Annotated in this window: 23 protein-coding genes; 10 read left to right on the top strand and 13 right to left on the bottom strand. The window is 60.0% G+C overall.

Going from position 1 to position 26543, the window contains the following annotated elements; genetic code table 11:
- Positions 1–29 precede the first annotated feature (29 nt).
- Positions 30–1739 (bottom strand): class I SAM-dependent methyltransferase, encoded by a 1710-nt coding sequence (locus GGQ90_RS11675; RefSeq protein WP_188082324.1) that lies wholly within the window; start codon positions 1737–1739, stop codon positions 30–32.
- Positions 1740–2081: 342 nt separating this feature from the next.
- Here GGQ90_RS11675 and GGQ90_RS11670 point away from each other — a divergent pair, with 342 nt between their 5' ends.
- From GGQ90_RS11670 to rfbD, 5 genes are read left to right on the top strand one after another with little or no spacing between them, the layout of a single operon-like run.
- The gene (locus tag GGQ90_RS11670) at positions 2082–4742 is read left to right on the top strand and encodes a glycosyltransferase (RefSeq protein WP_223178215.1); all 2661 of its coding nucleotides are present in this window, start codon (positions 2082–2084) and stop codon (positions 4740–4742) included.
- Positions 4739–6160, top strand: a complete 1422-nt coding sequence (locus GGQ90_RS11665; protein WP_188082322.1) for a glycosyltransferase family protein — start codon at positions 4739–4741, stop codon at positions 6158–6160. Before GGQ90_RS11670 ends, GGQ90_RS11665 begins: the two co-directional genes overlap by 4 nt.
- A 9-nt stretch (positions 6161–6169) precedes the next feature.
- The gene (gene rfbA / locus GGQ90_RS11660) at positions 6170–7054 is read left to right on the top strand and encodes a glucose-1-phosphate thymidylyltransferase RfbA (protein WP_188082321.1); all 885 of its coding nucleotides are present in this window, start codon (positions 6170–6172) and stop codon (positions 7052–7054) included.
- The gene (rfbC, locus tag GGQ90_RS11655; protein ID WP_188082320.1) at positions 7051–7596 is read left to right on the top strand and encodes a dTDP-4-dehydrorhamnose 3,5-epimerase; all 546 of its coding nucleotides are present in this window, start codon (positions 7051–7053) and stop codon (positions 7594–7596) included. The genes rfbA and rfbC overlap by 4 nt, the downstream gene beginning before the upstream one ends.
- Complete coding sequence (gene rfbD / locus GGQ90_RS11650; protein WP_188082319.1) at positions 7593–8450, top strand: dTDP-4-dehydrorhamnose reductase; 858 nt, start codon at positions 7593–7595, stop codon at positions 8448–8450. Before rfbC ends, rfbD begins: the two co-directional genes overlap by 4 nt.
- Positions 8451–8484: 34 nt before the next feature.
- On the opposite strand, the gene GGQ90_RS11645 is transcribed toward rfbD, so the two are convergent.
- The 4 genes from GGQ90_RS11645 to GGQ90_RS11630 are packed head-to-tail and all read right to left on the bottom strand — an operon-like array spanning position 8485 to position 12279.
- The gene (locus tag GGQ90_RS11645; RefSeq protein WP_188082318.1) at positions 8485–9726 is read right to left on the bottom strand and encodes a glycosyltransferase family 4 protein; all 1242 of its coding nucleotides are present in this window, start codon (positions 9724–9726) and stop codon (positions 8485–8487) included.
- Complete coding sequence (locus tag GGQ90_RS11640) at positions 9726–10376, bottom strand: ABC transporter ATP-binding protein (protein ID WP_188082317.1); 651 nt, start codon at positions 10374–10376, stop codon at positions 9726–9728. The genes GGQ90_RS11645 and GGQ90_RS11640 overlap by 1 nt, the downstream gene beginning before the upstream one ends.
- The gene (locus GGQ90_RS11635; protein WP_188082316.1) at positions 10373–11176 is read right to left on the bottom strand and encodes an ABC transporter permease; all 804 of its coding nucleotides are present in this window, start codon (positions 11174–11176) and stop codon (positions 10373–10375) included. The genes GGQ90_RS11640 and GGQ90_RS11635 overlap by 4 nt, the downstream gene beginning before the upstream one ends.
- Positions 11176–12279, bottom strand: coding sequence for a KpsE/RkpR family capsule polysaccharide export protein (locus GGQ90_RS11630; RefSeq protein ID WP_188082315.1), 1104 nt, complete (start codon positions 12277–12279; stop codon positions 11176–11178). Before GGQ90_RS11630 ends, GGQ90_RS11635 begins: the two co-directional genes overlap by 1 nt.
- 183 nt (positions 12280–12462) lie before the next feature.
- Between GGQ90_RS11630 and GGQ90_RS11625 the strand changes: the two genes are divergently transcribed.
- From GGQ90_RS11625 to GGQ90_RS11610, 4 genes are read left to right on the top strand one after another with little or no spacing between them, the layout of a single operon-like run.
- The gene (locus tag GGQ90_RS11625) at positions 12463–13773 is read left to right on the top strand and encodes a UDP-glucose dehydrogenase family protein (protein WP_188082314.1); all 1311 of its coding nucleotides are present in this window, start codon (positions 12463–12465) and stop codon (positions 13771–13773) included.
- 32 nt (positions 13774–13805) lie between these two features.
- Entirely contained in the window at positions 13806–14840 is a 1035-nt protein-coding gene (gene gmd / locus GGQ90_RS11620) for a GDP-mannose 4,6-dehydratase (RefSeq protein WP_188082313.1), read from the top strand.
- A 9-nt stretch (positions 14841–14849) separates the two neighbouring features.
- Positions 14850–15755 (top strand): NAD-dependent epimerase/dehydratase family protein, encoded by a 906-nt coding sequence (locus GGQ90_RS11615; RefSeq protein WP_188082312.1) that lies wholly within the window; start codon positions 14850–14852, stop codon positions 15753–15755.
- Positions 15748–17064, top strand: coding sequence for a polysaccharide biosynthesis/export family protein (locus GGQ90_RS11610; RefSeq protein ID WP_246428220.1), 1317 nt, complete (start codon positions 15748–15750; stop codon positions 17062–17064). The genes GGQ90_RS11615 and GGQ90_RS11610 overlap by 8 nt, the downstream gene beginning before the upstream one ends.
- Positions 17065–17190: 126 nt before the next feature.
- On the opposite strand, the gene GGQ90_RS11605 is transcribed toward GGQ90_RS11610, so the two are convergent.
- From GGQ90_RS11605 to GGQ90_RS11570, 8 genes are all read right to left on the bottom strand, one after another.
- Positions 17191–18273, bottom strand: coding sequence for a mannose-1-phosphate guanylyltransferase/mannose-6-phosphate isomerase (locus GGQ90_RS11605; RefSeq protein ID WP_188082311.1), 1083 nt, complete (start codon positions 18271–18273; stop codon positions 17191–17193).
- An 88-nt stretch (positions 18274–18361) separates the two neighbouring features.
- The gene (locus tag GGQ90_RS11600) at positions 18362–19642 is read right to left on the bottom strand and encodes a capsule biosynthesis protein (protein ID WP_246428219.1); all 1281 of its coding nucleotides are present in this window, start codon (positions 19640–19642) and stop codon (positions 18362–18364) included.
- Positions 19635–21320, bottom strand: coding sequence for a capsular polysaccharide export protein, LipB/KpsS family (locus GGQ90_RS11595; RefSeq protein ID WP_188082310.1), 1686 nt, complete (start codon positions 21318–21320; stop codon positions 19635–19637). The genes GGQ90_RS11600 and GGQ90_RS11595 overlap by 8 nt, the downstream gene beginning before the upstream one ends.
- Before the next feature lie 93 nt (positions 21321–21413).
- Complete coding sequence (locus tag GGQ90_RS11590; protein WP_188082309.1) at positions 21414–22709, bottom strand: glycosyltransferase; 1296 nt, start codon at positions 22707–22709, stop codon at positions 21414–21416.
- A gap of 1 nt (position 22710) precedes the next feature.
- Positions 22711–23151 (bottom strand): HIT family protein, encoded by a 441-nt coding sequence (locus tag GGQ90_RS11585; RefSeq protein WP_188082308.1) that lies wholly within the window; start codon positions 23149–23151, stop codon positions 22711–22713.
- Positions 23152–23160: 9 nt separating this feature from the next.
- Positions 23161–23796, bottom strand: a complete 636-nt coding sequence (locus GGQ90_RS11580; RefSeq protein WP_188082307.1) for a CoA transferase subunit B — start codon at positions 23794–23796, stop codon at positions 23161–23163.
- Between the two features lie 2 nt (positions 23797–23798).
- On the bottom strand, positions 23799–24695 hold the full coding sequence (locus GGQ90_RS11575) for an HAD family acid phosphatase (RefSeq protein ID WP_188082306.1): 897 nt from the start codon (positions 24693–24695) through the stop codon (positions 23799–23801).
- Positions 24695–25405, bottom strand: a complete 711-nt coding sequence (locus GGQ90_RS11570) for a CoA transferase subunit A (protein WP_048936425.1) — start codon at positions 25403–25405, stop codon at positions 24695–24697. The genes GGQ90_RS11575 and GGQ90_RS11570 overlap by 1 nt, the downstream gene beginning before the upstream one ends.
- Before the next feature lie 89 nt (positions 25406–25494).
- Between GGQ90_RS11570 and GGQ90_RS11565 the strand changes: the two genes are divergently transcribed.
- A complete protein-coding gene (locus tag GGQ90_RS11565; protein ID WP_188082305.1) occupies positions 25495–26379 on the top strand; it encodes a LysR family transcriptional regulator in 885 nt (294 codons plus the stop codon).
- Positions 26380–26543 lie beyond the last annotated feature (164 nt).

Here is a 26543-nt window from a genome sequence, read left to right as displayed (position 1 = left end):
TTTCATTACGGATCAAACATATTTCATGATCACGCAGATGATACATCATCGCCATTAGATGAAAATTCCGCCTGATACGTCTTTTTTTGAAGCACATCATACGCGGCATTCAGCGTTTCAAAATCCTGCCAGATCGCCAAACGCTTGGCCTGGGATTGCCGGACTTGCGCTTCAAGCTTGCCGATTTGCTCCTTCAAGCCGCCATTTTCCTGGCGCGCGATATCCAGAGCATGGAGCGCCTCATCCCGCTTGCGATGGGCATCTTTTCGGCGACTGGCCTGCTCGTCTGCCTGGACTACAAGGGCTTTCAGCTTAGCGGACAATTCCGCATTGCCCTTTTCCAGCGCCTGAATCTGCGCGCCCTGTGCGTCGCGCTGCGATGAAAACGCATCCATTTTCTGCTGGGCCGATTCCAACTTCCGGGCCAAATCGTCTCGCTTGCGATAAGCCTCCTTGCGACGCTCATCCTGTTCCTCGGCCTGGACCAGCAACGCGTCTTCAGCCTTCTTCTGATCGGCGCGCGCACTGTCCCGTTCGGCGACGAGCGCAGCCTTTTCTTCCTCCGCCACCTTCAGCAGCTTTTCCAGCTTTTCGCGCTTCTGCGCATTCGCAAGCCTTGCTGCTCTCGCCGCCTCCAACTCGGCGCCTTGCGCTCGTGTCAGGGCCTGCGCCTCAGCAAGCTCCTCACGCAACGTTTCACCAGCGGCCTCCCCCTCACACGCGCTCACATGTTCGTCGTCGCGCGCCTTTTTCTCCAGATCGAACAGAGCCGCTTGCAGTTCGGCGACCAACGCGACCTGTTCCTGTTCCGCCGCGCGCGCTGCAGCTTTATCCTTTGCCTCGCGCGCCAGTGCCACTTCGAGTTCGGCCAGTTTCTGCTGAACAGCGTCAGCGGCCTTCTTCGCGCGCTTGACGGAATCATCGGCCCGGCGAGCCGTCTGGGCATTTTCCAGCCCCTGCCCCAGGCGGGAGAAAACCTGACGCGCCAACAGATAGCCTGGCATACCGAGTTTGAGATTCGCCAACTTTAACAGACGTTCGGACTGGCTACGCCCATGCAAGATTATCTGCAGGCCAGGACCGCTCTGAGAAAAGGCAATCGAGGGTCGATCCTGAACGAGACCATCGAAATATTGCCGCGCTTCCACACCTGCAGAATTGTTCTCGGGATCATGAATCACGATGATCGCACGGTCCGACAAAAGCGGCGCCCAGTGCGTCCGCACCGCCGCCATCAATTCATCGGTCAGCGACATATCGACCACGAGCAAATCGACTTGCTGCTCATGAGCATGCCGCGTTGCGCGCGCGACATCCTCGGTGGTGACGAACGAAAAATCGCCGTATAGCGTCGCCTGCTGTTCAGCCGGCTTGCCCGCCCAACTCTGCCCCTCTCCAACGATGCCCATACAAAGCGCTTCAAGGCCGAGCTTGTCGACAGCCTGGCAAAGCGACAGAAACCGAACGGGCTCGGCAAGGCCGATTTGAACGATCCGCACCGGCCGACTATCCTCGATCAGCCAGAAGAGGAACGGCAGATGGAGCATGCTGCCCTCTCCACCATCGTGGCGCGGCTGCCAGAATATAGCGCGGCTGGTCAGAGGAACGGGTAGTTCCGCCTGCAGCATGGGCGGCGCACTCCCCTCGTGCAGGAAGATATCGTTACCAGGCTCATAATGGGAATGTTCAGCCGTGTGATGAAGCCGGGCGGCAGTGTGGCGCTGTTGCTTAGCGGTCATAGGTCCTTCCATCCGTCTTCCCAGAAAAGGAAAAGAAACAAGAGAGTATCGGCGGCTCAGCTATACGGTCATTGGCATCCGACGTGAAGCGCCCAATTCCCGAAATAAATGAGGAGATTTCCTGATGATGGTGGTAGTTTCCCCACTTGGCAATGGTTACGACTTCCTCCGCTTCAGCGCCCAATCGCCGCCCCCCGCTACCGCATACCGTAGCGGCGCATCATAACATGATCGCTATTGCACTGCGCCGCAACATTCAGCAGAAAGCGAAGGCGCCTCTTCAGGCGAATGTAGTTTCGCGATATCGCGCATGACGGACACACCCGAGCAACAACATGCTTGATGCCGTTGCACAAGCGAACAAATGATTTGAAAACGGCAGAAAATATGACTGAAACATTGCGCGGCAGCTTTGATGGGGTTCAGCAGAATAATCTCGTAGGATGGGCGCAGGACAGTGGGGTTTATCCTGTCGAAATCATGGCGCTGATCGATGGCGAATGCATTGGATTTTCGCTGGCGCAGGAACATCGGCGCGATCTGGAGGAGGCCGGCATCGGCGATGGCCGTTTTGGCTTCACCATCCCGATCCCCAATCAGTTTCTCACGGGCACCCCCCATCAGGTCGAATTCTGGATCAATGAAGGCGATGCCCGTTTCCTGACTCCTTTTCAGTTCCAGGCCGATATCCAGGCAGCACATATCGGGAGAGCCGGGCAGTCATCCCAGTCGATACCCGCATCAACCCGCAGCAATGGCGAGTTGGACAGGAAGCAATCGCTCATTCCCCAGATCGACGCAAAAGCAGCGCTGTTCCCTCGCCTGCCGCGATCGCCGGAAGAAAATTCGCTGTTCAATGCGACAATGGCGGAACTGGACAAATTTTGCGGCCTATATCCCGCCACACCTTATTATGAGCGGCTTCGGCTGGGCGCACGCGGAACAACCCGGCTCGATTGCTTCATCGAGATACTCAACACTCTGCGGCGCGTGGATCGCGAACGGCAGGGCCAGAGGCCCAAGAGCGGCCCGCTCGTCTCCATCGTCATGCCTGCCCATAATCGACAGCATCTGATTGTCGACGCCATTCGGTCGGTCCTCGCCCAGAGCTATCGAAATTGGCAACTGATCATCTGCGATGATGCCAGCGCGGATGGCACTGTAGCGGCAGCACAACGGTTCGAAGATCCGCGGATCGAGATTGTGCGCCATTCGGAACGATCAGGCGCAGCGGCAGCACGAAATGCCTGCCTACGGCTCGCGCGCGGCGAAATCATTGCCTATCTCGATTCCGACAATGTGTGGCACCCTCGCTATCTGGAACTGATGCTGGAGACGTTCGCCCACTGGCCGGGCCACCAGTCCGCCTATGCCTCCTATTTCGATCTGGATATCAAGGCGAATTCAATCCGCATTCGAAAATCGGACATTTCCCGCTTTCATCTGGAAGACCAGGTGGCGATGCCCTTTGTCGACCTCAATTCCTTCATGCACAGGCGAACCCTCTATGATGTTCTGGGCGGGTTCGACGAGCGTTTGAAGCGCCGGCAAGATTATGATCTGATTGCGCGCTATTGCTGGCTACGCGAACCGCGGCTGATTCCATACAGCCTCAACCTGTACCAGCGGATTGCCAAGGCCGAGCAGATCACCCGGACTCAGAAGGACGATGTCGCCTCTCCCAGGATTGTGGCCGACAAAATCGCCTCCTATTACACAGATGGGCTGCCCGCGACCCTTCCATCCTGGATCAGGAAAGTCTCCATTCTTTCCTGGGACATGAGCCGCAACCATTTTGCCAAGGCCTATTGCGTAGCGGAAGCGCTCAGCAAACATGTTGAGGTCGAGCTGATCTCCTACCGCTTTTTCGAAAAGGCGTTCCAGCCACTGGCCGACCGAGAGCCCAGCTTTGAATGCAAATATTTCGAAGGCGACACATTTCCTGATTTTTTCAACAATTTCGCCCAAGGAATCGAGGCGATCACCGGCGATGTCATCTATGCAGTCAAGCCGCGCCTTACCTCGTTCGGCCTGGGCCTGCTCGCCAATTATCATACCGGCAAGCCCCTCATGCTGGAATGCAACGATCTCGAAACCGTCGTATCCCAGGCCAAAGCCAGCGACACTCATGTTACCCGGCAGTTGACCGATATCCTGACCGACCTAGGCAAGGCCAAGATCCCTCATGAACAGATTTGGTCGGAGATACTGGACCCCCTAGTTGCCGGCATTCCGACCGTCTTTACCCATAATATCAACCTCAACCTCCACTATGACCGACGCTGCCTGTATATGCGTAACGTCAAGGATCCCGCGCTGTACGCTCCCGGCATGTTCGACCGCGACATCACACGCCAAGAACTGGGCTTCACGGCCGAGGATCGGGTGATCCTGTTCGGCGGCCTTGTCCGTCGACACAAGGGCATCTTTGAACTGGTCAATCTGCTGACCGCTCTTGCCGATCCCCGTTACAAACTGCTGGTCGTGGGAAGTCGCGAAACGCCCGATTTGGCGACCCTGAGCAAGGAGATGAAGGATAACATCGTCCTCCTCCCCCCCCAGCCTCCAGAACGCATGGCTGCGATCAATCACGCATCCGACCTCGTGATCCTGTGGCAGGATCCTGATGTTCCCGCCGGCCATTATCAAAGTCCTTATAAGATGTCGGACGCCTTCGCGATGGGGCCGGCTATCATTGCATCACCGACCAGCGACATGGCAGACTTTGCCGACCGTGGCCTGTTGCTGACGGTCCCCTATGGTGATCAGAAGCGGCTGATCAGCACCATAAGACGGGTCTTTGACCAGCCTGAACAGACCGCCGCTCGTCGCCAGCGTGCGCGCAAATTCTTCGAACGCGAATTTTCCTATGCCTCCGTCTTTCCCGCCTTCGCGCTAGGCGCGGCGACCCTAGAGCCGGATCGCGTCTATCCGGTCGCCGAACATTTTGCGCAGATCTTCAGCGAATTTCGGAAACGGCTGCTCTCTGAGCAGCGCACATGAAGATTGCGATCAAAAATCCTGCACCTTTGGGGCCGGACCTTCAAAAATGGGGGGATTATCATTTCGGCGTTGCCCTGGCCAATGCGCTTGAGAAGCTCGGCGCCAAGGTCGTGCAGCATTTCTGGCCTGAATGGGAAACGGACGATGATGAGGATCTCGTCATCGTTCTTCGTGGCAAGCGAAGCCATGAGCCATCGCCCAACAGACTGTCTCTCATATGGATCATCAGCCACCCCGGCACGATCAAATTCAGCGAAATTTCCAAATTCGACATGGTATATGTCGCATCAGAAACTCATTATAAGTCGATAACCAACGTCGGCGGATTGACGGTCGACATAGCGCGTCAATGCACCGATACGAGCATATTCTTTACCGATGGGTCCGACCATTTGCGACGCGACATTTCCTTCGTCGCGAACAGTCGCGGCATCAGGAGAGACATTCTGAACTGGGCGATCGGCGCGGGAACGCCTGTCCAACTGATCGGGCGACATTGGCATGCGCTTGGCCTCGAACATCTGGTACAGGCCCAATATGTCGAAAATGAGCAGCTACCCGACTTTTACCGGCGAACCCGCCTGACGCTCAACGACCATTGGAGCGATATGGCCCATTTCGGCTATATCAATAATCGCATCTTCGATTGCCTGGCATGTGGCACGCCCGTTCTGACCGATGAGTTCCCAGAACTGCGACAGATATGTGGCGATGGACTGCTCTACGCCTCTGACGTCGCCAGTTTTCAAAGCGCCATGCAGGACTATGTGCTCGGCTATCCTGAACTGCTCGGCCGCGCCCAGGCCCTGTGGGAAAATATAGGCCCCAATTACAGCTTCGATGCGCGGGCCGCGCAGATCTGGGACTGGGCCAACAGCATCGTCTCGATCCGGAAATCGCTCTGCCATGAGCCCGACATTCAGCAGTATGAGGCGCCCTCCCCTCTGGCCGAAGCGGTCCATCGCGGGGTTGCGCATTTGCGTGATGTCGGCGTCACCCGCAGCCTGACGGCGCTTCACATCTGCCCGACACCGCAAGGCGCGTCGGAAATCTTCGCCAACAAGGACATCGCCTATCTGTCCGCGGGCTTCGGGCGTGGTCCCTGGCATGTCTTGATCGATGAAGGCATGACGATGGTCGCGGACCGGCATTTCGACCTCATCATAATCGAGCCATCAGCCAATTTTGTTGCGCTCGATACGGCAGCCAGAACGCTGCTGTTGCAGCATCTGGCGGTAAAGCTCAGCAAAAATGGCATTGTAATTGCTCTGGAATCCAGTTTCACGGAGACCATGGCATCATGGATACCACGCGCAATCGACGGTGCGGGAAGCAGCTATGCCATTTTGGTCCAAGCCCCCACCGAGGACCATTGCCTTTCCCCCGCCAACGACCTACCCCCCACAGATCGGCTATAGGGGAATCGCGTGCGTAAAGGGATAATATTGGCAGGGGGCTCCGGAACACGCCTATACCCCTTGACGAAGGGCGTCTCCAAACAATTGATGCCGGTCTATGACAAGCCGATGATATACTATCCATTGTCTACCCTGATGCTATCGGGTATCCGGGATATACTTATTATCACCACCCCCAATGACGCATCCGCATTCCAGACCTTGCTGGGCGATGGCCGGGACTTGGGCATATCCCTCTCCTACGCGGTTCAGCCCGAGCCCGCAGGGCTGGCCCAGGCCTATCATATCGGCGCCGATTTCGTCGGCAGCAATCCCTCCACGCTCGTCCTTGGCGACAATATCTTCTACGGCCATGGCCTGGTCGATCTGTTGTCCAGCGCCGGTACCCGCGACCATGGCGCGACGGTGTTCGGTTATTATGTCAGCGATCCAACCGCCTATGGCGTAGTGTCGTTTGATGCCGATGGTCGCGCCGACAGCATTGAAGAAAAGCCGGCAGATCCCAAGTCGAACTATGCCGTCACGGGCCTCTATTTCTATGACGGCCGGGCGGTCGACTTTGCCCGCGCCCTTCGGCCATCACCCCGGGGCGAGCTGGAAATCACAGATCTCAATCGCCTCTATCTTGAGGAAGGCTCGCTGTCGGTCGAGATCATGGGCCGCGGCTATGCCTGGCTCGATACCGGCACCCACGGCTCTCTGCTGGACGCTGCGCTATATGTACGTGTGACCGAGGAGCGGCAGGGCCTGAAAATCTGCTGTCCGGAAGAAATTGCCTGGCGCCAAGGCTTCATCGACGATGCCACCTTGGAACAGCTCGCCACACCCCTGCGAAAGAGCGGTTATGGCAATTATCTCATGGGTCTGCTGCAAGGCAAGGGAGCCATCAAGTGAACATCATCGAGACCGCGATACCCGGCCTCCTCATTATCGAACCGCGCGTCTTTGGTGATGATCGCGGCTTTTTCATGGAAAGCTGGAATGCTGACGGCTTTGCCGCAGCGGGCCTTGACCTGAAATTCGTGCAAGACAATCACAGCCGCTCTGCGCGTGGCGTATTGCGCGGCCTCCATTTTCAAAATCCCAATCCCCAGGGCAAGCTTGTCCGCGTCGTGCGCGGCAGCGTGTGGGACGTCGCCGTCGATATTCGCCGATCGAGTCCAACCTTTGGCAAATGGGTTGGCGTCGAATTATCGGCCACGAACAAGCGCATGTTCTGGGTTCCTCCAGGCTTTGCTCACGGATTTGTCAGCCTGGAAGACGATACCGACTTCCTGTATAAATGCACCGGCCGCTATGATCCGAGCGCGGAGCATTCGCTACTCTGGAATGACCCTGCCATCGGCATTGAATGGCCATTGAACGGCTTAACCCCGCAACTGTCCGGCAAAGACCAGCAGGGACAGCCCTTGGCCCAGATCGAGGCTTTCGCATGAAGGCCCTCATTGTTGGCAGCAACGGCCAACTCGGCCACGCCCTGCAAGCACAGGCTCCTCAAGGCGTCGAACTTGTGTGTGCCGATGTTGACCAACTCGACATTACCCAGCCCCAAGCAGTTACGGACTGGGTCGAGCGCGTTCGGCCGAATATATTGTTCAATGCGGCGGCCTACACGGCCGTGGACAGAGCAGAGCAGGACGAAGTCACAGCCTTGGCGATCAACGGCACAGCCGTCGGAACACTTGCGCAAGCCGCTCATCAGGTCGGCGCGCAATTCGTGCATGTTTCCACCGATTTCGTATTCGATGGGGCATCGGGAACGCCCTACCGCCCCGATGCTCCGACCAATCCGCTCAGTGCCTATGGCCGCACGAAGCTGGTCGGCGAGCAATTAGCCGGCGATGAAGCGATCATCGTTCGAACCGCCTGGGTCTACGCGCCGGTTGGGGGCAATTTTGTCCGTACCATGCTCCGCCTGATGGCAGAGCGCCCTGAAGTCCGCGTCGTTGCCGACCAAATCGGCACTCCCACTTATGCGCCAGCGTTGGCCGATGCGCTCTGGCGGCTCGCTGCCGCCAACGTCCAGGGGATCCATCACTATACCGACAGTGGCGCGGCGAGCTGGTACGACTTCGCTGTCGCGATTCAGGAGGAAGCGCTTGCCGCTGGGCTGCTGGATCAGCAAGCCAAGATCGTGCCGATCGCCACTGCCGACTTCCCGACACCGGCACATCGCCCATCCTATTCGGTGCTCGACAAGACCAGCACCTTCTCAGCGATCGGTGGTCCCGCCCTCCATTGGCGAGAACATCTACGTCAAATGATCGCACGAATCAAAACCAACGGATGAGATACACTCCCGGAGCAGCGACTATTGTCGGCCGTCAAGCTCCGGGAGTTTCATTCGATGCTGCCGTCTTCACCTTGATCGCCAGTGCGTGCAGAATGACGGAAAGGCTAACCGTCCAGTCCTCTGACATGCTTGCCGGCACAGGTGGAGGCTGCTGCAAGGCAGCGCTCATGGCCTGGACCAGCGCCACTGGCGCATCGGATTCAAAATAGCTGAGACCTTCACGATCAAGTTCGCGGAACACCGGCAGATCACGGGCAAGCACCCTGCATCCGAAACCCAGCGCTTCCACGACAGGAAGGCCAAAGCCTTCACCATATGATGGCACGACGACAAGTGCAGCCCGCACATAGAGCGCCGCCAACAATTCATCGGATGCATCATCCAGCCAGACAAACCTGTCGCCGCGAGCGGGATGCTCCAGCATGCGCTGCTGCAATGCTTCCGTGCGCCATCCCCGGCGCCCCACGATCACCAGATCGGGAGCCTCATCTCCGGCCGTATCGCGCCAATGATCATAGGCCATCAGCAAGACGGTATGTGCTTTGCGTGGCTCGATCGTTCCCACCATCAGGATGGTCGGGCGCTGCTCCATTTTCGCGATGATCGCCCGCCCGGCATCGTCAATCCCACCGCTCGGCCTGCTACCCGAAATATCGCCGGAAAGCGGAAGATGCACCAACTGCGGGAGCCGGCGATACCCAGTACCCTGCACCTCCATCAAGCTACGCATGTCCGCAACGACCTGCTGTGATATACACAGGGCCAAATCGGCATAGCGCATCACGATCCTTATCCAACGGCCGAAATTACGCGCCGTGCTGGACGGAAACCAGTCCGGTTCCCGAAGCGGCAGCAAATCGTAGACCGTGATCGCGACAGTCGCCCCGCGCCGCTTCCATCGCGCCATCTGGCGTCGATGCCGCCATAGCCGATGTGCGGCAAGATCGAGGCCCAGAAATATATCGCCAGCGCCAATCTCGACCAGCGGCGCATCAGGCGCCGGCATCCTCACCTCTCCATCGCTGATCGGCGCCACACAATAGCCGCGCTTGGCCGTCGCGACGACCGGCACGACCGAGTAGCCCTCCAGCGGCGTGTCATGCAACAACCACCACAGCGCGCGCACGACGCGCTGGATACCGGTTCGTGCATCATTCTGCGCGATCGTGGATAGATCCACGATCAAACGACCGCCTGTCGTATCGACCGACGCTCTCAGATATGCGCCGATTGTAGCGACAAGACGGTCACGGAACCGCCGGATGTCCTGCATCAGGCCGTCCGGTGATAATAGTCGTACGCTTCTTCCAGATCCTCGAAATTCAGCAGTTCACCATCCTTGAGCACCGCCGCCTTGTGGCAATGCTGACGGACATAGTCGGCGTTATGCGATACCAGGAAGATGGATCGATTGGCGCGCTTGACGAACAATTCCTCATGACAGCGTTCACGGAAACGATCATCGCCCACGGCAACGATCTCGTCGATCAGATAGCAATCGAAATCGACGACCAGCGATATCCCGAAACCAAGCCGCGCCCGCATACCAGCCGAATAGGTGCTGAGCGGCTCGAACAGATATTTGCCCAGTTCGGCAAAATCCTCGACCTTGGGCAAAACCTCTTCAGGATCGACCTCATACACCCGGCAAATGAAGCGAAGATTGTCAAATCCCGTCAGCGAGTGCTGGAAAGCCCCCGAAAATGCCAACGGCCACGACACCGTCATATCCCGAACGACCCGCCCGCTCGACGGATCCTCGACGCCGCCCAGCAACCGGATCAATGTCGACTTTCCCGCGCCATTGCGGCCAAGAATGCCGATCCGCTCGCCCTTTTCGACCGTCAGATTGACGTCGCGCAGAATATGCGCCCGTCCGCGACGCGTCTTGTAATATTTGTTGACGTTTTCGAGCCTGATCATTGCGGGACGATAAACTTCCTAGCATTGCGCAATTCGACCAAGCCGAAGAACGTCAATACCATGTTCCAGCCGAGCAGATACATGGGCTCATAGATCGGCGTAAAATGCGAACCGAAGAAACCATCGCGCACCCATTCGACGCCATGGATCATGGGCACATACATGACATATTGCCGCACGGGGGGAGGTGCAGATTCCGCCAGCCACGCTGCCCCCGAAAAGGGGAACATGAGATAGGTCAGCGGATGGAAGAATTTGTCGACCAGGTCAGATCGCATCGAGAAGGCGCCCAGAAACAGCCCCAACCCCATACCAAACCACGCCAGCATCAGCCAGCCTTCCACCACGAGATGGGGGTTTTCGGGCAATGAAATCCAACCGATCGCGGCAAAGAAGACCGACAGGACAAAAAAGGAAACGCCTACGCCCATACATTCCAGCAAGATGCGTGAAATGAAGACGTCAAAAACCTTCACGTTGCGGTGGTACATCAAGGACAGGTTCGGCTCGAGCGCGCCAACGGCGCGTGCCGGGATATTACGCCAGACAAGCACGCTGGAATAACCCGTCACGGCAAAGGCCGCGATCGGCAAGTCGGATGCGTGGATGTTGCGGAAGGCAGTCCAGACGAGCGTCACACCCACAGTGAAGATCATCGGTTCGACGAACAACCACAGGAAGCCGATATTATGCCGCCCATACCGGGTGAGCATTTCACGAAGGATCAGCGCCCATACGATCCGCCGTTGAATGGCCCAGGACCGCAGCAACGATGTCTCTGGGGGCTTCTCGTCCGCCATCAGTCCGAATGCTCCCGCACGCCGGCGAGCACCATGGACAGGACGCCCCAGAACAGCAATCCGACCACAAACACATTGAGGATACCGCGCACCCTCTTCGGGTCGGAATGACTGTCTGGCAGATTAGGCTCGACGATACGCTCCACATAGGCCCGCTTGCGCCGAGCTTCGTTACGCGCTTCCTGCAAAGACGAAATGGCGGCCGCCAGTTCCCTGTCTGCCAACGTGCTTTCAAGTTGAAGCCGCTGGAACTGTACGGTTGAAGCCGCCAGGGATCGCTGATCGCCCGCGATTTGCCCCAGCTGGATTTGGATTTCCTTGCCCAATTCGCCAACGCGGGTTTGCAGAACCGGAATTTGCGGGTTCTGCGGCGTCAGGCTGCGCAACTGCACAAGCTGCGTTTTGGTCGAGATCAATTCATCCTGCAGCTTGGAAATCATCTGCAACTGGACAGCCGCCTGCTTCTCGGGATCTACGATGCCTTCGCGGTTGCGGAATGTGGAGAGCGAGACTGCGGCTTTCCTGGCCTGGTCCTTGGCCTCGACAAGCTCTGCATTGGCATAGCTCACAAGGTCCTCACGACCCCTTTCGTTCATCCGGTTGACCAGCGCTTCCGCCTGATCCAGCAGACGCTGGTTGAGCTTTTTTGCATCGGCCGGATTGAAGGCCTTAACTTCCAACGTCGTGATACCGGACGCCGTATCATATTTTACGCTGACCATGTCCTCGTAATATTTGAACAGCTTATCCTTCCCGTCGTTCCAACCGAACGCATTGAAGCGATCAAGCATGAACACGTCCGGGCGCGTGTAAGCGCGGCTTACCGCACCATCGCGATCCAGTGTCCGAAGCGCATCGCGCGAAGTGATATAGTCATTTGCAGCAAAGGCCTCCTCGGAAGCGGCTGAAAAACCGCTGGCCTTGAACAGGGCACCGATGCCTGTACTTTGCTGCTTCTGAGAACTTTGAACGACGAAGCGGGCTTCGGACGTATACATGTCCGATCGAAGGGAGAGATATATCGCTGAAACGGCTGTCGGGATGAGCACCGTAGCGACAAAAAGCACCGGGAGCCCGCCAACCTTTTTAGGAACTTGGATCATCAACTATCTTAATCTCTCAGTTTGTTGGGTTGGTAAGCTGTGCCCCGTTCAATGTCCAGCGCTTTGCGATGCTGCTGCACCGCAGCGAAATTTTGCCTGATAAGGCTTGTCAAAATCTTGTGTTGACTTGTATTCACGCTCTCAACGGAAATCCAAACTGCTTAACATTGGGGCTATCAGCACATGAAGATTACGATGATCGGCACAGGTTATGTCGGCTTGGTTTCTGGCGCCTGCTTTGCTGACTTTGGCCATGACATTGTCTGCGTAGACAAGGATATCGCCAAGATCGCCGCGATCGAAGCCGGACGCATGCCGATTTACGAGCCGGGCCTCGATCAACTGGTCGGCACCAATGCTGCGGCCGGCCGGCTGTCCTTCACCACGGATCTCGCCGCAGGCGTCAAGGGCGCCGATGCCATCTTCATCGCGGTCGGCACCCCCTCGCGCCGCGGTGACGGCCATGCAGATCTCTCCTATGTCTATGCTGCAGCCCGCGAAATCGTCGAAGCGTTGGATGGACCCGCGGTAATCGTCACCAAGTCGACCGTCCCTGTCGGAACCGGCGACGAGGTCGAGCGGATTGCGCGTGAGTTGCGTCCGGACCTCGACATTCAGGTCGTTTCCAATCCCGAATTTTTGCGCGAAGGCGCCGCGATCGGCGACTTCAAGCGTCCGGACCGCGTCGTCGTGGGAACGACCGGCAGTGAACGCGCTATCGCCATCATGAGCCAGATCTATCGTCCGCTGAACCTCAATCAGGCCCCCCTGATGTTCACTGGTCGCCGGACGGCTGAACTCATCAAATATGCCGCCAACGCATTCCTGGCGACCAAGATCACCTTCATCAACGAAATGGCGGATCTTTGCGAGGCCGTTGGCGCCGAAGTGCAGGACGTCTCGCGCGGCATCGGTCTCGACAACCGCATCGGCTCGAAATTCCTCCATGCCGGCCCTGGCTATGGCGGCTCCTGCTTCCCGAAAGACACGCTGGCCCTGGTCAAGACCGGTCAGGATTTCGATGCACCGGTCCGCATCGTGGAGACGGTGGTCCAGGTCAACGACCTGCGCAAGCGGGCCATGGGACGCAAGATCGTCAAGGCTCTGGGCGGTGATGCACGGGGCAAGACGGTGGCATTGCTGGGCCTGACTTTCAAACCCAATACCGACGACATGCGCGACGCCCCCAGTCTCGCGATCGTCCAGGCGCTTGAAGATGCCGGCGCGAAGGTCGTCGCCTATGATCCGGAAGGCATGGAAATTGCCGCCCCGATGATGAGCAATGTGACCATGGTGAACTCCGCTTATGAGGCCGCCGCCGGTGCCGATGCGCTGGTGCTGGTCACCGAATGGGATGCATTCCGTGCGCTGGACTTGAAGCGCCTTGCCACTTCCATGAATGCGCCAACCCTGGTGGATCTGCGGAACATTTATCCGGTAGCAGAAACCCAGGCAGCCGGTTTCACTCTTTCGCGTGTCGGCAGCCTGGCCTAAAGCACGGGGCCAAATATCATAGAATGTCAATCATGCCCCACGCGATCATTACCGGTATCACAGGCCAGGACGGTGCATATCTGGCCGAGTTGCTTCTCGAAAAAGGCTATGTGGTCTATGGCTGCTTTCGTCGAACCAGTTCGGCCAATTTCTGGCGTATAGAAGAACTGGGCCTGGCAGGTCATGAGCGGCTGCATTTGGTCGAACATGATGTGACCGACTTGTCGGCCTCAATTCGCCTCTTGCAGAAGACCGGGGCAACCGAAGTCTATAATCTTGCTGCACAGAGCTTTGTGGGGGTTTCATTCGAGCAGCCCATCGCCACGGCCAACATTACCGGCCTTGGCGCTCTCAATCTGCTGGAGGCCATCCGGATCGTTAATCCGGCGATCCGCTTCTATCAGGCGAGCACCTCGGAAATGTTCGGGAAGGTTCAGGCCACTCCCCAAACAGAAACCACCCCGTTCTACCCGCGCAGTCCCTACGGGGTAGCCAAGCTGTTTGGGCACTGGACGACCATCAATTATCGGGAAAGCTATGGCATCTTCGGATGCAGCGGCATTCTGTTCAATCATGAAAGCCCGTTGCGCGGCAAGGAATTCGTCACCCGCAAGATCAGCGATGCGGTGGCCAGGATCGCGCTTGGTCAATTGGATTGCGTCCATGTCGGCAATCTCGACGCGGAACGCGACTGGGGCTTCGCCAGGGAATATGTCGCCGGCATGTGGCAAATGCTGCAGGTCGACGAACCCGATAGCTATGTACTGGCCACCGGTCGGACAGTCTCGGTGCGCAACTTTGCCCAACTCGCCTTCGCGGCGGCGGGCATCAACGTTGCGTTCCAAGGCCATGGCGAGGAAGAGATTGCCGTCGACATCCGCACGGGCAAGACCCTCCTCAAGGTCGACCCGCGCTTCTATCGCCCGGCCGAAGTCGATCACCTGATCGGTGATCCGGCCTTGGCGCGCGAGAAACTCGGCTGGAAACCGGAGACCTCGCTTGAAACATTATGCACCATGATGGTCGAAGCCGATCTCCGGCGCAACAAAACCGGTTACAGCTTCTAGGGGTCTGACATGCGCCGCGCTCTCATAACCGGTGCTAGCGGCTTTACCGGCCACTATATGGTGAAGGCGCTCGCCGCAGCAGGACATGAAGTCCATGCGCTGGTGCAGGCTGCCGATGGCCAGGGCACAAACGGCGCGCATTTTGTTCATGCCTGCGACCTCACGGATGCCGATGCCTGCCATCGGGTCGTCGATAGCGTCCGACCGGAATGGGTTGTGCATCTCGCTGCGGTTGCTTTTGTCGCCCATAGCGATCCATCCGAAATGTATCGGACCAATATCCTCGGCACCCGCAATCTCCTTGCCGCCTTGGCCGCAGCATCGTCGCGCCCCGAGGCTGTACTCGTCGCCAGCAGTGCCAATATCTACGGCAATCGCTCGGAAGGTATTCTGGACGAAACATCACCGGTCCAGCCCGCCAATGACTATGGCGTGAGCAAGGCTGCGGTGGAGATGATATGCCGTATCTACGCCGATACGCTGCCCATGATTGTCACCCGACCGTTCAACTATACCGGGGCAGGTCAGTCGCCGCGCTTTCTTGTTCCTAAGATCATCGATCATGCACGGCGCGGACAATGGGATATTCAACTCGGCAATATCGCGATTGCACGCGATTTCTCGGATGTTCGAACGGTGGTTGATGCCTATTGCCGACTGCTGCAACACCCCCGCGCTGCTGGCGGGACATTCCAGATTTGCTCGGGCCGGGCGGTCGCGCTGGAAGAAATATTGGCGATGATCGAAACGTTTGCCGGAGGTCGCTTCGCGGTCCGTATCGACCCGGATCTTGTTCGCCCGAACGAAGTCATCTCGCTTTGTGGCACTCCCGCCCTCCTTGAGTCCGTCATCGGTCCACTGACGCCCGTTCCGCTGGCCGACTCGTTGAAATGGATGCTTCAACACAATGGCTAAGCAGACCCCACATTGGGCTCCCCAATATTGGGCTTGCAACTATATCCGGCCTGTTGTTGATGAGCAGCTAGAAGCCAAAGCAAGAATGCCTAACCCATTGAAAATTGGAAATTTCATGAAAATTCTGTCCTGTCGCGCAGTGACGAAGGAGCGGTTTGGCGCGGCGGCGCTCTCCCTTTTGCTGCTTTCGACCTCGGCTTGCACCTCGGTGGGCCCGCGTACCGGTCATGTACTCGATGCGGCAGAAAATAGCTCGCTTCAGGGCATTCAGATCGTAACGCTCGATCCCCTGACGGCAAATCACTATGTTGTTCCAGCGGAACCCGGTTTCGCGGCGACATTGGGTACCGGGCGTGCGGTGGGGCAATTTGTCGGCGTTGGCGACGTTGTTCAGGTCAGCATCTGGGAAGCGCCTCCCGCCGTGCTCTTTCCTAACCCCTCCACAGCGGTGAGCGCTTATGCCTCTGCTGCCGGCCCCGATACCAGCCGCGGCACCAGTCTGCCGGATTATCTGGTCGGATCATCCGGCAGTATCTCGGTCCCGTTCGCCGGCGTCGTGCCGGTCGCCGGGCGAACCCCGGAAGATATTGAGCGCGACATTACCGCGCGCCTTGTCAAGAAAGCGCATATCCCACAGGTCAATGTCCGCATATCCCGCAATGCCTCGGCCAATGCCTCGGTCGTTGGTGAAGTCGAACAAAGCGTCCGCATGCCGCTCACGCCAAAGGGCGAGACCATCCTGGATGCGCTCGCCGCCGCCGGAGGAACACGCCAGCCCGTCAACAAGATGACCATTCAGCTTACGCGCGATGGCAAGGTCCACAGCATGCCGCTGGAAAGCGTCATTCGCGATCCCAAGCAGAATATCGTGCTGGCGTCGGGCGACGTTGTGACGGCTTTCTACCAGCCTTACAGCTTCACGGCCCTGGGTGCAGCGGGCAAGAATGAGGAAGTCAATTTCGAAGCCACTGGGCTGACCCTTGCCCAGGCACTCGGCAGGCTGGGTGGCCTTCAGGATGCCCGCGCCGATCCGAAGGGCGTCTTCATCTTCCGATGGGAGGATCCTGCATTCATCGCCAATCGCACCGCCGATGCGGGCGTCGGACCGGATGGCCGCATCCCGGTCATCTACCGTGTCAACATGAAGGATCCCGGCACCTATTTCGCCATGCAGAACTTCCCTATCCGCAACCGGGATGTGGTCTACATCGCCAATAGTACGACGGCCGAGTTCCAGCGCTTCGTCGGTATCATCGCGTCGACTGTGCTGCCCCTGATGTCGGTCAACAACGCGATCCAGGGCAACTAAAAACTCCTCGTCATCGGGGGACGCGCGTCATGCTTCGCGCTTCCCCCGATGACGTGTGTCAGGTTATGATCGAATATCCCTATCCGAAGACTGGTCGCTTCTCGATTGGCCAGCCCACGCGGGCGATCAGACACTCTTCACGCCCGCCGCCGCCTTGTCGAATATATCGACCAGCGCTTTCACATCTTGCGATCGATCGCGTGGCAGCACCATCACGACATCCGACGTGGAAATCACGATCGAGTCCGTCACCCCGAGCACGGCGATCGGCGGACCTCCCGCAGCCAGTAGCAAATTACCCGAGCTGTCCAGCGTGACGGCGGTTCCCTGAATGCTGTTTTCATTTTCATCCCGGGCGCGCACTGCCCACAGTGCATCCCAGGTGCCAACGTCCGACCAGCCGACATCAATGGCAACGACAGCGGCCCGATCGGTCTTCTCCAGCACGGCATAATCGATCGAGTCATTGGCACAGGCAAGGAAATGCTCCGCCTCGGGCCGCACTATGCCTGCCTCCTGGATCGGATTCGCCATCGCACGGGCAACCGGCTCCGCCACGCTCGGCGCATGCTGCGCGAGTTCCTTCAGGAAAGATTGAGCCGTGAACAGGAAAATACCGGCATTCCAGTCATAACGTCCATCTGCAAGATATTGCTCGGCAACCGCCAGTGGCGGCTTTTCGACGAACTTGCTGACATGAAAAACGGAATGGCCTTCGTTGATCGGCTGCCCCTTCTCGATATAGCCATAACCTGTCGCAGGATGATCTGGCTTGATCCCGAAAGTCACCAAATGCCCCGCCTCCGCTACCGGCCGGGCATGATCCAGATGGCGGTGGAAGGTTTCGACGTCGGTGATGACATGATCGGACGGCATGACCAGCATCAGGCCATCGCCCTGCGTCTGGACGATCCAGTGCGCCGCCATGGCGATTGCCGGCGCAGTATTGCGTCCCTCCGGCTCTATCAATAGCGTGGTCTGTTCGTCACCGCTCTGTGACAGCAGATCCTGCACGACGGACAGATGCTGCTGCCCCGAAACCAGGACCGGTGCCGCAAATCCTTCTCGATCGGCGACGCGCTGAATCGTTTCGTCCAGCATTGAGCGATCGCTGACCAGCGGCAAGAATTGTTTGGGACGCGCCGGTCTGGAAAGAGGCCAGAGCCGTGTTCCGGAACCGCCGATCAGGATTACGGGATGGATTTGCATGCTTGATCCTAAAGAGTGACGTTTCGGTTCGACCCGCCTTTGCGAACCGATGAACTGAAATCGGAGATTCGTGCATTACACAGGATTGTTATCGCGATGCGTATCCCGGCGATGGCGATGATCTCACGGGATGGGCGATCACCTTTGCCACCGGCAGGCGCCCCCGATCGCGCAGCAACCGTTCGACCGCATTGTCGACCAGCATCTGCAGCCCTTCCTCGCTCAGCAGTCCACCCCGGATCAGGCACCGATCGATCAATACCCGGCGGAAGGCGGAATAAAGCTTCATGTCGGGTTGACGCGGGGCCTGCCAGAAATCGTCCAAGCTGGCACGATAGACCACCCCGGGCACCTTGTAGACCGCATGCCCCAATACCACGACCGGCTTGCCACTGTTCAGTGCCAGCGTTCCGACGGTGCTGTTGATCGTGACCACGCCAAGCGATTTCCGCACGACCTCGGCGATGTCCCAGTCGGCGAGGTAGACCACTCGGTCCTGGACCCCATAATGCGCCGCCAGCCGACGGGTCAGCCGGTGCCATGGCACCAGTCCGGGATCGAGCGGATGCCGCTTGATCACCAGCGAGACATGGGCGGGCGCGTGCTGGGCAAAACTCTTGATAACAAAGCGCAGCGCGGCGCGCATATTGCCGAACGGCGAATGAACCCGAATCTGGTAATCTGAATTTAACTGCAACGGCAGGGTGAAATAGGGCCTGTCCTTGACGCTTTCCCATGCGGCCAGCGAGCGGTGGGCATCGCCGTTGCGCATCACCAATTTACGGCACCAGGCAACCGATTCCATCAGAAAACTGTGCGGGCGATGGGTCCGGTAAAAGGGGAAATAGGGGCGCATGAAGGCAGAGGCCAGGCCATTGCGCATCGTGTTGCGCGCCCGTGCGCGGAAAGTCGAAGGCACCTGCGGCAGCGCGGCGTCATAATCGGGCAAGCTGCGCGCCTGATCCAGATACCATTGCGGGTCGAGCGGCAGCGTCGAATTGCCGTTCACGCCATCATCCTGCAAAGTCAGGAAATCGGGCCGAATATAACCTTCCTCGACCACATGGACGCGCAGGTTGCGCAGTCGGGCCATGCCATGCGCAGAGGTATGGTAGGGGCGGCAATCACCATAGAGGACAAGATCCGTCACGCCATGGTTGACGACAAAATCGTCAAAGAAGAGCGGCCAGTTGCGAAATGTCCCGCGATAATCGGTCGCCTCGCCTGGCCAGTCCACCTTGTCGCCGCCATTGATATTGATCCGCAGCGCAGCCTGCCCGCGCGCACGAAGCGCGTTGGCCAGCATCGAGAAATAGGGACCATGCGGCCCCTGCAGGAACAAAAATGTTTTGGACGAAGGTTCAGCCATGAAGGAACTCAGCGGACAATGTCATAAATCTTCGTAGCTTCCCCTGTAGCGCCCGCAACCGAATGAGCCATGTCATCGGCGGCGTCGATCCACTCGCCAGGCGGTCCACCATCAGTTCGGGGCCACAAGGCAAGCGCGTCACGGGATCAATATAGCGAGGATAGAGAATGAGTGCAGCCGCGACAAGTCGATCCACGTCGAGTTGACGCCCCCTTCGCGGAGAGGATTTGGCGAGATCCCGTGTCAGCCCCCACCCCGCGTAGAAAGGCATGCCATGAACCGTAACGGAGCAGCCTCGCATCAACGCCTCGAAGCCTGTCAGCGATGACAGGACATGCACATCGTCCACCGCCTGCACCAATTCCATCAACGGCGCGCCGCTGTCGATCGCGTCGGCATGTTCCAACACGACGGCGTCGCTCAAATGCCCCTTGCGATGCCCGGCCTGCACATCGGGATGGGGGCGATAGATGATCCAGGCGTTCGGTTCTGCGCGGCGCACCCGCGCCAGAAAGTCGAGATTGCCATCGACCCCGGCTCCGCCCAGTTGCACCGACATGTCGTCATCGACCTGCCCCACCGCCAGCACCGTGCGCCGGCCCGGCGGCAAGTCGATCATCCGCCCCGCCTCGGCGCCATATTTGGTAACGCCGGCATCGCAGACGCGCGCGCGCAACAGCCGCGCACGTTCGACCAGATCCGGCGAAAAGTCATGCGTGGCGAGCAAGCGTTCCAGATCGCTTGCCGCGCGCGCATTATAATAGATACCGCATCGATCGATCACCACCGATCCGGGCGGATGCAGCGCCGCGCCCAACCCCCGTGAACGCAGAAACCCGTCCTCGACCCGTGCCAGGGCGACGCCGACGGCAGCCGCATCCGCTGTAATGGTGACGGGCACCCGCGATGGCCAGATCGCCAGCGCCCCCGCTTCCCGCCGTGCCCGCGCCAGACCGCGTGCCGGGGGCAGGAACGGCGGTGCGCGCACTCCATCCCACAGGAAATGACGCATGGCTTCCCGCTTCCAGAACGCCATGCCGCTTGCAGCCGCAATCCCTCTGTTGCCGTCCACATGCCGTCGCCAATCGGCCAGTTGCGCAACCGCATGTGCGGCATCGACCATCTCGCCACTGAAGCAATCGCGATAGCGCGCTTGTGCCAGTCGATTACGCGCGGCGTCCTTCAACCGCTCTGCGGTCAATGCCGCGCCATCCGGCCCAAAGACCGCTATACCCAACAAGCCTGCGACGATGGCCAGGTCATCGTCCGCTTCGGCATGGACGGCGCGCGCATCGGCCAGCAAGGCCCAGGGATCGCAGACCGAAGGCAGCCAATGCCCGATTGCTGGCGTTGCGGCCCGCTTTGCGCTGGCATCAGCGGGCAGAATCCCGATCTGCCCGAAAACAAGGCCGGCGCAGACGGACGGGTCGATGCGCACACCTTCGCGCGCGACCAGCAGCAAACCTTTTGGCCGATGCCCCCAGAAATCACCGCCCACCCGTGCAAGCCGCAACGCATCCAGTAACGCGTCGGATATGGGCGCTGAGAAACCGTCCTGTTCAGCATGACTGATGGCCGCAACGGCCGGATCGATGCCGGGGAAAGGCGGCGACCGCAGGAACGGAACGCGGTCTGCACGACGGCAGGTTCCGACTCCCGCGTCGGCCATTTCCGCCATGTCCACCTACCCCCGACCACATCCCCCAAGCCGACCAGCGCCAAGGAGGGGAATTGCATTCAACCCATTCCATGATCGCCTGAAAATTCCAGGTCAAGGAACAGAAGCTGTCACTTGTTCCAATAGCTGCGCCACTATGTCGAAATAGTCACGCCAGGTCGGCGCATGCCATCCGCCGATCCGCGCGAGCTGCGCCGCGCGCTGCGGCGAATCCGCTGCGGCATAGGCATGGATCATCCGCATCCAGCCCATGCCATCGAGTGGATCGATATAGTCGGGCGCATCGCCGCCTACCTCGCGATGGGCCGAAATGTCGCTGCAGATCACCGGGACGCCGGCGCACAGCGCCTCGACCACCGGCATGCCAAAGCCTTCGGCAAAGGACGGCATCAGCATCGCCCGCGCGCCCGCGACCAGATCCTGCATCTGGTTGTCGGGCAGCTCGCCCGCCTCGACCACATGGCCGCGCAGCGCCTCGCCCCGCTCCAGCATGTCGATGACATTCTCATTTTCCCAGCCGCGCCGGCCGATCAGCACCAGCATCGGCGCCGCATCGCCCAGTTCGTCCACCATCCGCCGCCAGATATTGAGCAGCAGCAGATGATTCTTCCGCGGCTCGATCGTCGACAGATAGACGAAATAAGGCCGCTGCGGGATCGTCGTGCCGGACCCGCCAAACACATCGGGCGGATCGGCGCCGAAATGGGCGACGCATGTCTGGCGATCGACCAGGCCGTTCGACAGATGCGGTTCCAGCGCGTCCAGCGTCGCCTGGCTGTTGCCGATGATGCCGGTTGCATAAAGGTCGATGCTGCGCAGCCGGCGGCGATGCTCGTCCGCCCCTTGCGGGCGGGCGAATTCGGGATGGCTCAGCGGAATGACATCATGCACCAGCGTGACGAACTTCGCGCCCTCTGCCCGCAGGATCGCCCCCACCTGCGCCGCATCGTCCAGATGATGGGGCGATGCCTGCAGATAGATGCGCGGCCCCTTGGCCTTGGGCACCGGGCGCGGACGCGTCGCGAACATATGGCGGATTACCGCCGCCCGCTCCTTGCGCTCGCCGGGCGAATCCACATTACGCCATTTCGCTGCGGTGAAGGCCAGGAACTGGCGCACTGCGGCATGGTTCAGGCGCCCATAATAGCCGCCGGCGGGATGGACGGCGGCAAAGGCCAGCCGGTCGGGCATCCGCTCCAGCAATTCGCGGGCATAGACATATTCGACCCGATCGATGCCGGTCGGTGTCGGGTGAAAAGCCCTGGAAAGCAACCGAGACACGTCGAGGATCACCTCGGCCCCGCCCCGGTCGCCGGTCTGATAACTGTTGGCCGACTTGGACCGCAGCGCCAGCCGCGCGCCCGGCGCCTTGAAGGGTTTGAGCGCCACGTCAGAACTGCGCGCGAATCTCTTCGGCCAGCGCCGCCAGCGCATCCTTGTCCGCCTGCGCGCCGGCGCCATGGGCGGCGAAGCCCTTGGGGTCGCCCTCCCAGCGCGGCAGGATATGGACGTGCAGGTGGAAGATCGTCTGCCCCGCCGGCGCGCCGTTGAACTGGGCGATCTGGATGCCGTCGGGGTTCAGCGCCTTGCGGATGGCGGTGGCGACCTTCTTGGTGGTCGCCATCACCTGTGCCAGCGCCTCATCCTCCATCTCCAGCAGGTTGCGCGCCTTCGACCATTTGGAAATCACCAGCGCATGGCCCCGCGTCTGCGGCATGATGTCGAGGAAGGCGAACGTATTCTCGTCCTCGTACAGCTTGGTCGACGGGATCTTGCCCTGCAGGATCAGGGCAAAGATATTGGCTTCGTCATAGGTGCCGTCGAGGCTCATGAAACGCCCTTAGCTGAGATAATGGGCGGTCGTCTTAGCAGCGACTTCCTCGGCGGTCACGCCCGGCGCCAGCTCAACGAGCTTGAACGGGCTGTCATGGTCGGGGCGCTGGAAGACGCAGAGGTCGGTGACGATCATGTCGACCACATTCTTGCCGGTCAGCGGCAGGGTGCAGGCGGGAATGAACTTGGGATCGCCATTCTTGGACGTATGCTCCATCACCACGATGATCTTCTTGACGCCGGCGACCAGGTCCATCGCGCCGCCCATGCCCTTGATCATCTTGCCGGGGATCATCCAGTTGGCGATGTCGCCATTCTCGGCCACTTCCATCGCACCAAGGACGGTCAGGTCGATATGCCCGCCGCGGATCATCGCGAAACTGTCGGACGAACTGAAATAGGCCGATTGCGGCAGCTCGCTGATCGTCTGCTTGCCGGCGTTGATCAGGTCCGCATCTTCCTCGCCCTCATAGGGGAAGGGACCGATGCCCAGCATGCCATTCTCGCTTTGAAGCGTCACTTCGACGCCATCGGGAATATGGTTCGCCACCAGCGTCGGAATGCCGATGCCCAGATTCACATAGAAGCCGTCCTCCAGCTCCTTCGCCGCACGCGCGGCCATCTCGTCACGGGTCCAGGGCATTATCACTTCTCCCCTTGGGCGGGCGGCGCCCACCTCTTGTCGGCAGGAAAAACATCGTCGAAGCCGCCCTTGAGGCCGCTGCCATAAACCGGGTTCGGCAGGACGAACCAGCCCGCGCCCCAGAGTTTCGCGATCGCAGCCCCTTCGGTCGCGGCGCGGCGCACCGGCACGCTCTGCCCGGCATTGAACAGATCGGTGAAATCGCCGAGCTGGTCGCCACCCAGCGCGATCACGCAATAGCTGCGCGAGATCGTCCAGCGCCGGCCGTCCTTGCGCGACCCCATCGCGTCGTCGCCGGCCAGATACAGCGTCTGGCCATGCACCGCCTCGCCCAGCCCCGCCGCCTTGATCGCACGCGCCGTCGCGTCGGCATTGGCGGCCGAACGGTTGGTGTTGAAGATCACGGTCACGCCCATCGCCCGCAGCGCGTTGAGGCCGCTATCCGCACCCGGCACCGGGCCGACTGCGCCTTCGCCGGTTTTTTCCCACGCGTCCCAGTCAGCCGCATCATAACCCTTGCCGGTCTTCGCATCATGATATTCGAAGCCGGTGTTCAGCATTACCGTCTCGTCAACGTCGAACACCGCGGCGAACGGCCGGTTGCCACACGGCACGAACTTGGGCGCATCCAGGCTCGCGCCTTCGGCCAGCACGACAGAATCGGCCGGCCGCGCCTTCACGACAGCGGCGGCATGGGCGACCAAAGCGGTCCAGGCCTGGCGCGACAAAGCCGCCGCCTCGCCCGATCCATAGAGATATTGCATGCCGGCCGGCGGCACCGCCGGTCCGGTCGGAAGCACCGGCGCCGGGTCAGTCGCACTTGTCGTCGCGGTGGTCGTCGCGCAGGCCGCCAGCGGCGCCAGCAACAGCGCCGACGCAAGCCGCATCATCGTCGCCATCAGGCGGCGTCCCTCTGGCGCACGGTGCGAAACTCGATCTTCTTGTCATAGGGCGCGCCGACGATCATCCGCTTGACGTAGATGCCGGGCAGATGGATCGCATCGGGGTCCAGGCTGCCGACCGGCACCACTTCCTCCACCTCGGCGATACAGATCTTCGCCGCCGTCGCCATCGGCGCGTTGAAATTGCGCGCGGTCTTGCGGAAAATCAGGTTGCCGCTCTCGTCCGCCTTCCAGCCCTTGATGATCGCGACATCGGCAAAGATGCCGCGCTCCAATATATAGTCCTGGCCGTCGAAATTCTTGACTTCCTTGCCCTCGGCGACCGCAGTGCCGACGCCGGTCTTGGTGTAGAAGCCGGGAATGCCCGCCCCGCCCGCGCGGCAACGCTCGGCCAGCGTCCCCTGCGGACAGAATTCCACCTCCAGCTCGCCGGCCAGATATTGCCGCTCGAACTCCTTGTTCTCGCCGACATAGGAGGAGATCATCTTCTTGACCTGGCGCGTGCGCAGCAGCTTGCCCAGCCCCTCGCCGTCGATGCCGGCATTGTTGCTGGCGATGGTCAGATCTTTGACCCCCGAATCGCGGATCGCGTCGATCAGCCGCTCGGGAATGCCGCACAGGCCAAAGCCGCCCGCGCACAGATGCATGCCGTCGAACAGCAGCCCCTCCAGCGCGGCGGCGGCATCGGGGTAGAGCTTCTTGGCCATCGGCATCCATCCTTTGTCAGATTTGCGCGCAGACTAGGCAGGCCGACCGATCAATACCAATGATTTGTTTTTTCGGTTAAACCCAAACAATGTCTATCAATCGCATCGCCTTCTACCATCTCGAAACCCTGCTCTGGATCGCGCGGCTGAGCACCTTCGCGGCGGCGGCGGCGCGCCTCAACACCACCCAGCCGGCCATTTCCGCGCGGGTGCGCGAACTGGAAAGCCATCTGGGCACTGCCCTCTTCCGCCGTGAAGGACGGACGATGGCGCTTACCCCCGCCGGGCGCGAGCTGGTGCGCGAGAGCGAACCGCTCTGGGCACGATTCCAGGGCGTGCTGATGGGCTGCAGCGACATATCCGGCGCGACCGGCATCATCCGCATCGGCGCGGGCGAGATCGCGGCGGCCAGTTGCCTGCCCGGCTTCGTGGCCCAGCTTGGCCGCGACCTGCCGCATGTCAGCCTGGAGGTCAACATCGCGCTCACCGCCGACCTGATCCAGCAGCTCGCCTCGGGCCATGCCGACCTCGCCTTCGCCGCCGGGCGGATCGCCCATCCGATGCTGCGCACCGCGCCGATCGGCAGCGTCGACCTGCTCTGGCTCGCCAACCCCGCGACCGTCGCAACGATGGCGGATGTTCGCCCACCGATCTGGTCGCTCACCAACCTCTCGCCGCTCTATCGCATCATGAAGGACGCGATCGCCGCCTCGGGCCTGGCCGACTGCCCGCTCAACCTGTGCAACAATGTCCGCACCATGATCGACATCGTGCTGGAAGGCGGCGGCATCGGCATCTTCCCCCGGCCGATGGCCCGCCAGCAACTGGCCGACGGTCGATTGGTCCCGGTGCCCGGCGCCCCGCTCATGCCGCCGGTCGACTTCCACGTCGCCGTCCGCGCCGCCGAAGCCGACCCGCTGGTACTCACCATCTTCGACCGGGCCAGCCGGCTGGAGTTGCGGGGTGAAGAGTGAAGAACGAGGGATAGGATCGCGGTCAACCTGATCGGTTAAATAATGGGCTTCCGGCCCTCCCTCACAACGTCATGCTGAACTTGTTTCAGCATCCATCCGGCCCAATAGCCCATTGGTCTGCTGGGACAAATGGCCCCTGAAACAAGTTCAGGGTGACGATGCTG

It is taken from the genome of Sphingobium scionense (assembly GCF_014197035.1).
GTDB classification, from domain to species: domain Bacteria; phylum Pseudomonadota; class Alphaproteobacteria; order Sphingomonadales; family Sphingomonadaceae; genus Sphingobium; species Sphingobium scionense.
The sequence above is the reverse complement of the archived record's forward strand: the minus strand, read 5'-3'. Positions and strand labels throughout refer to the sequence as shown.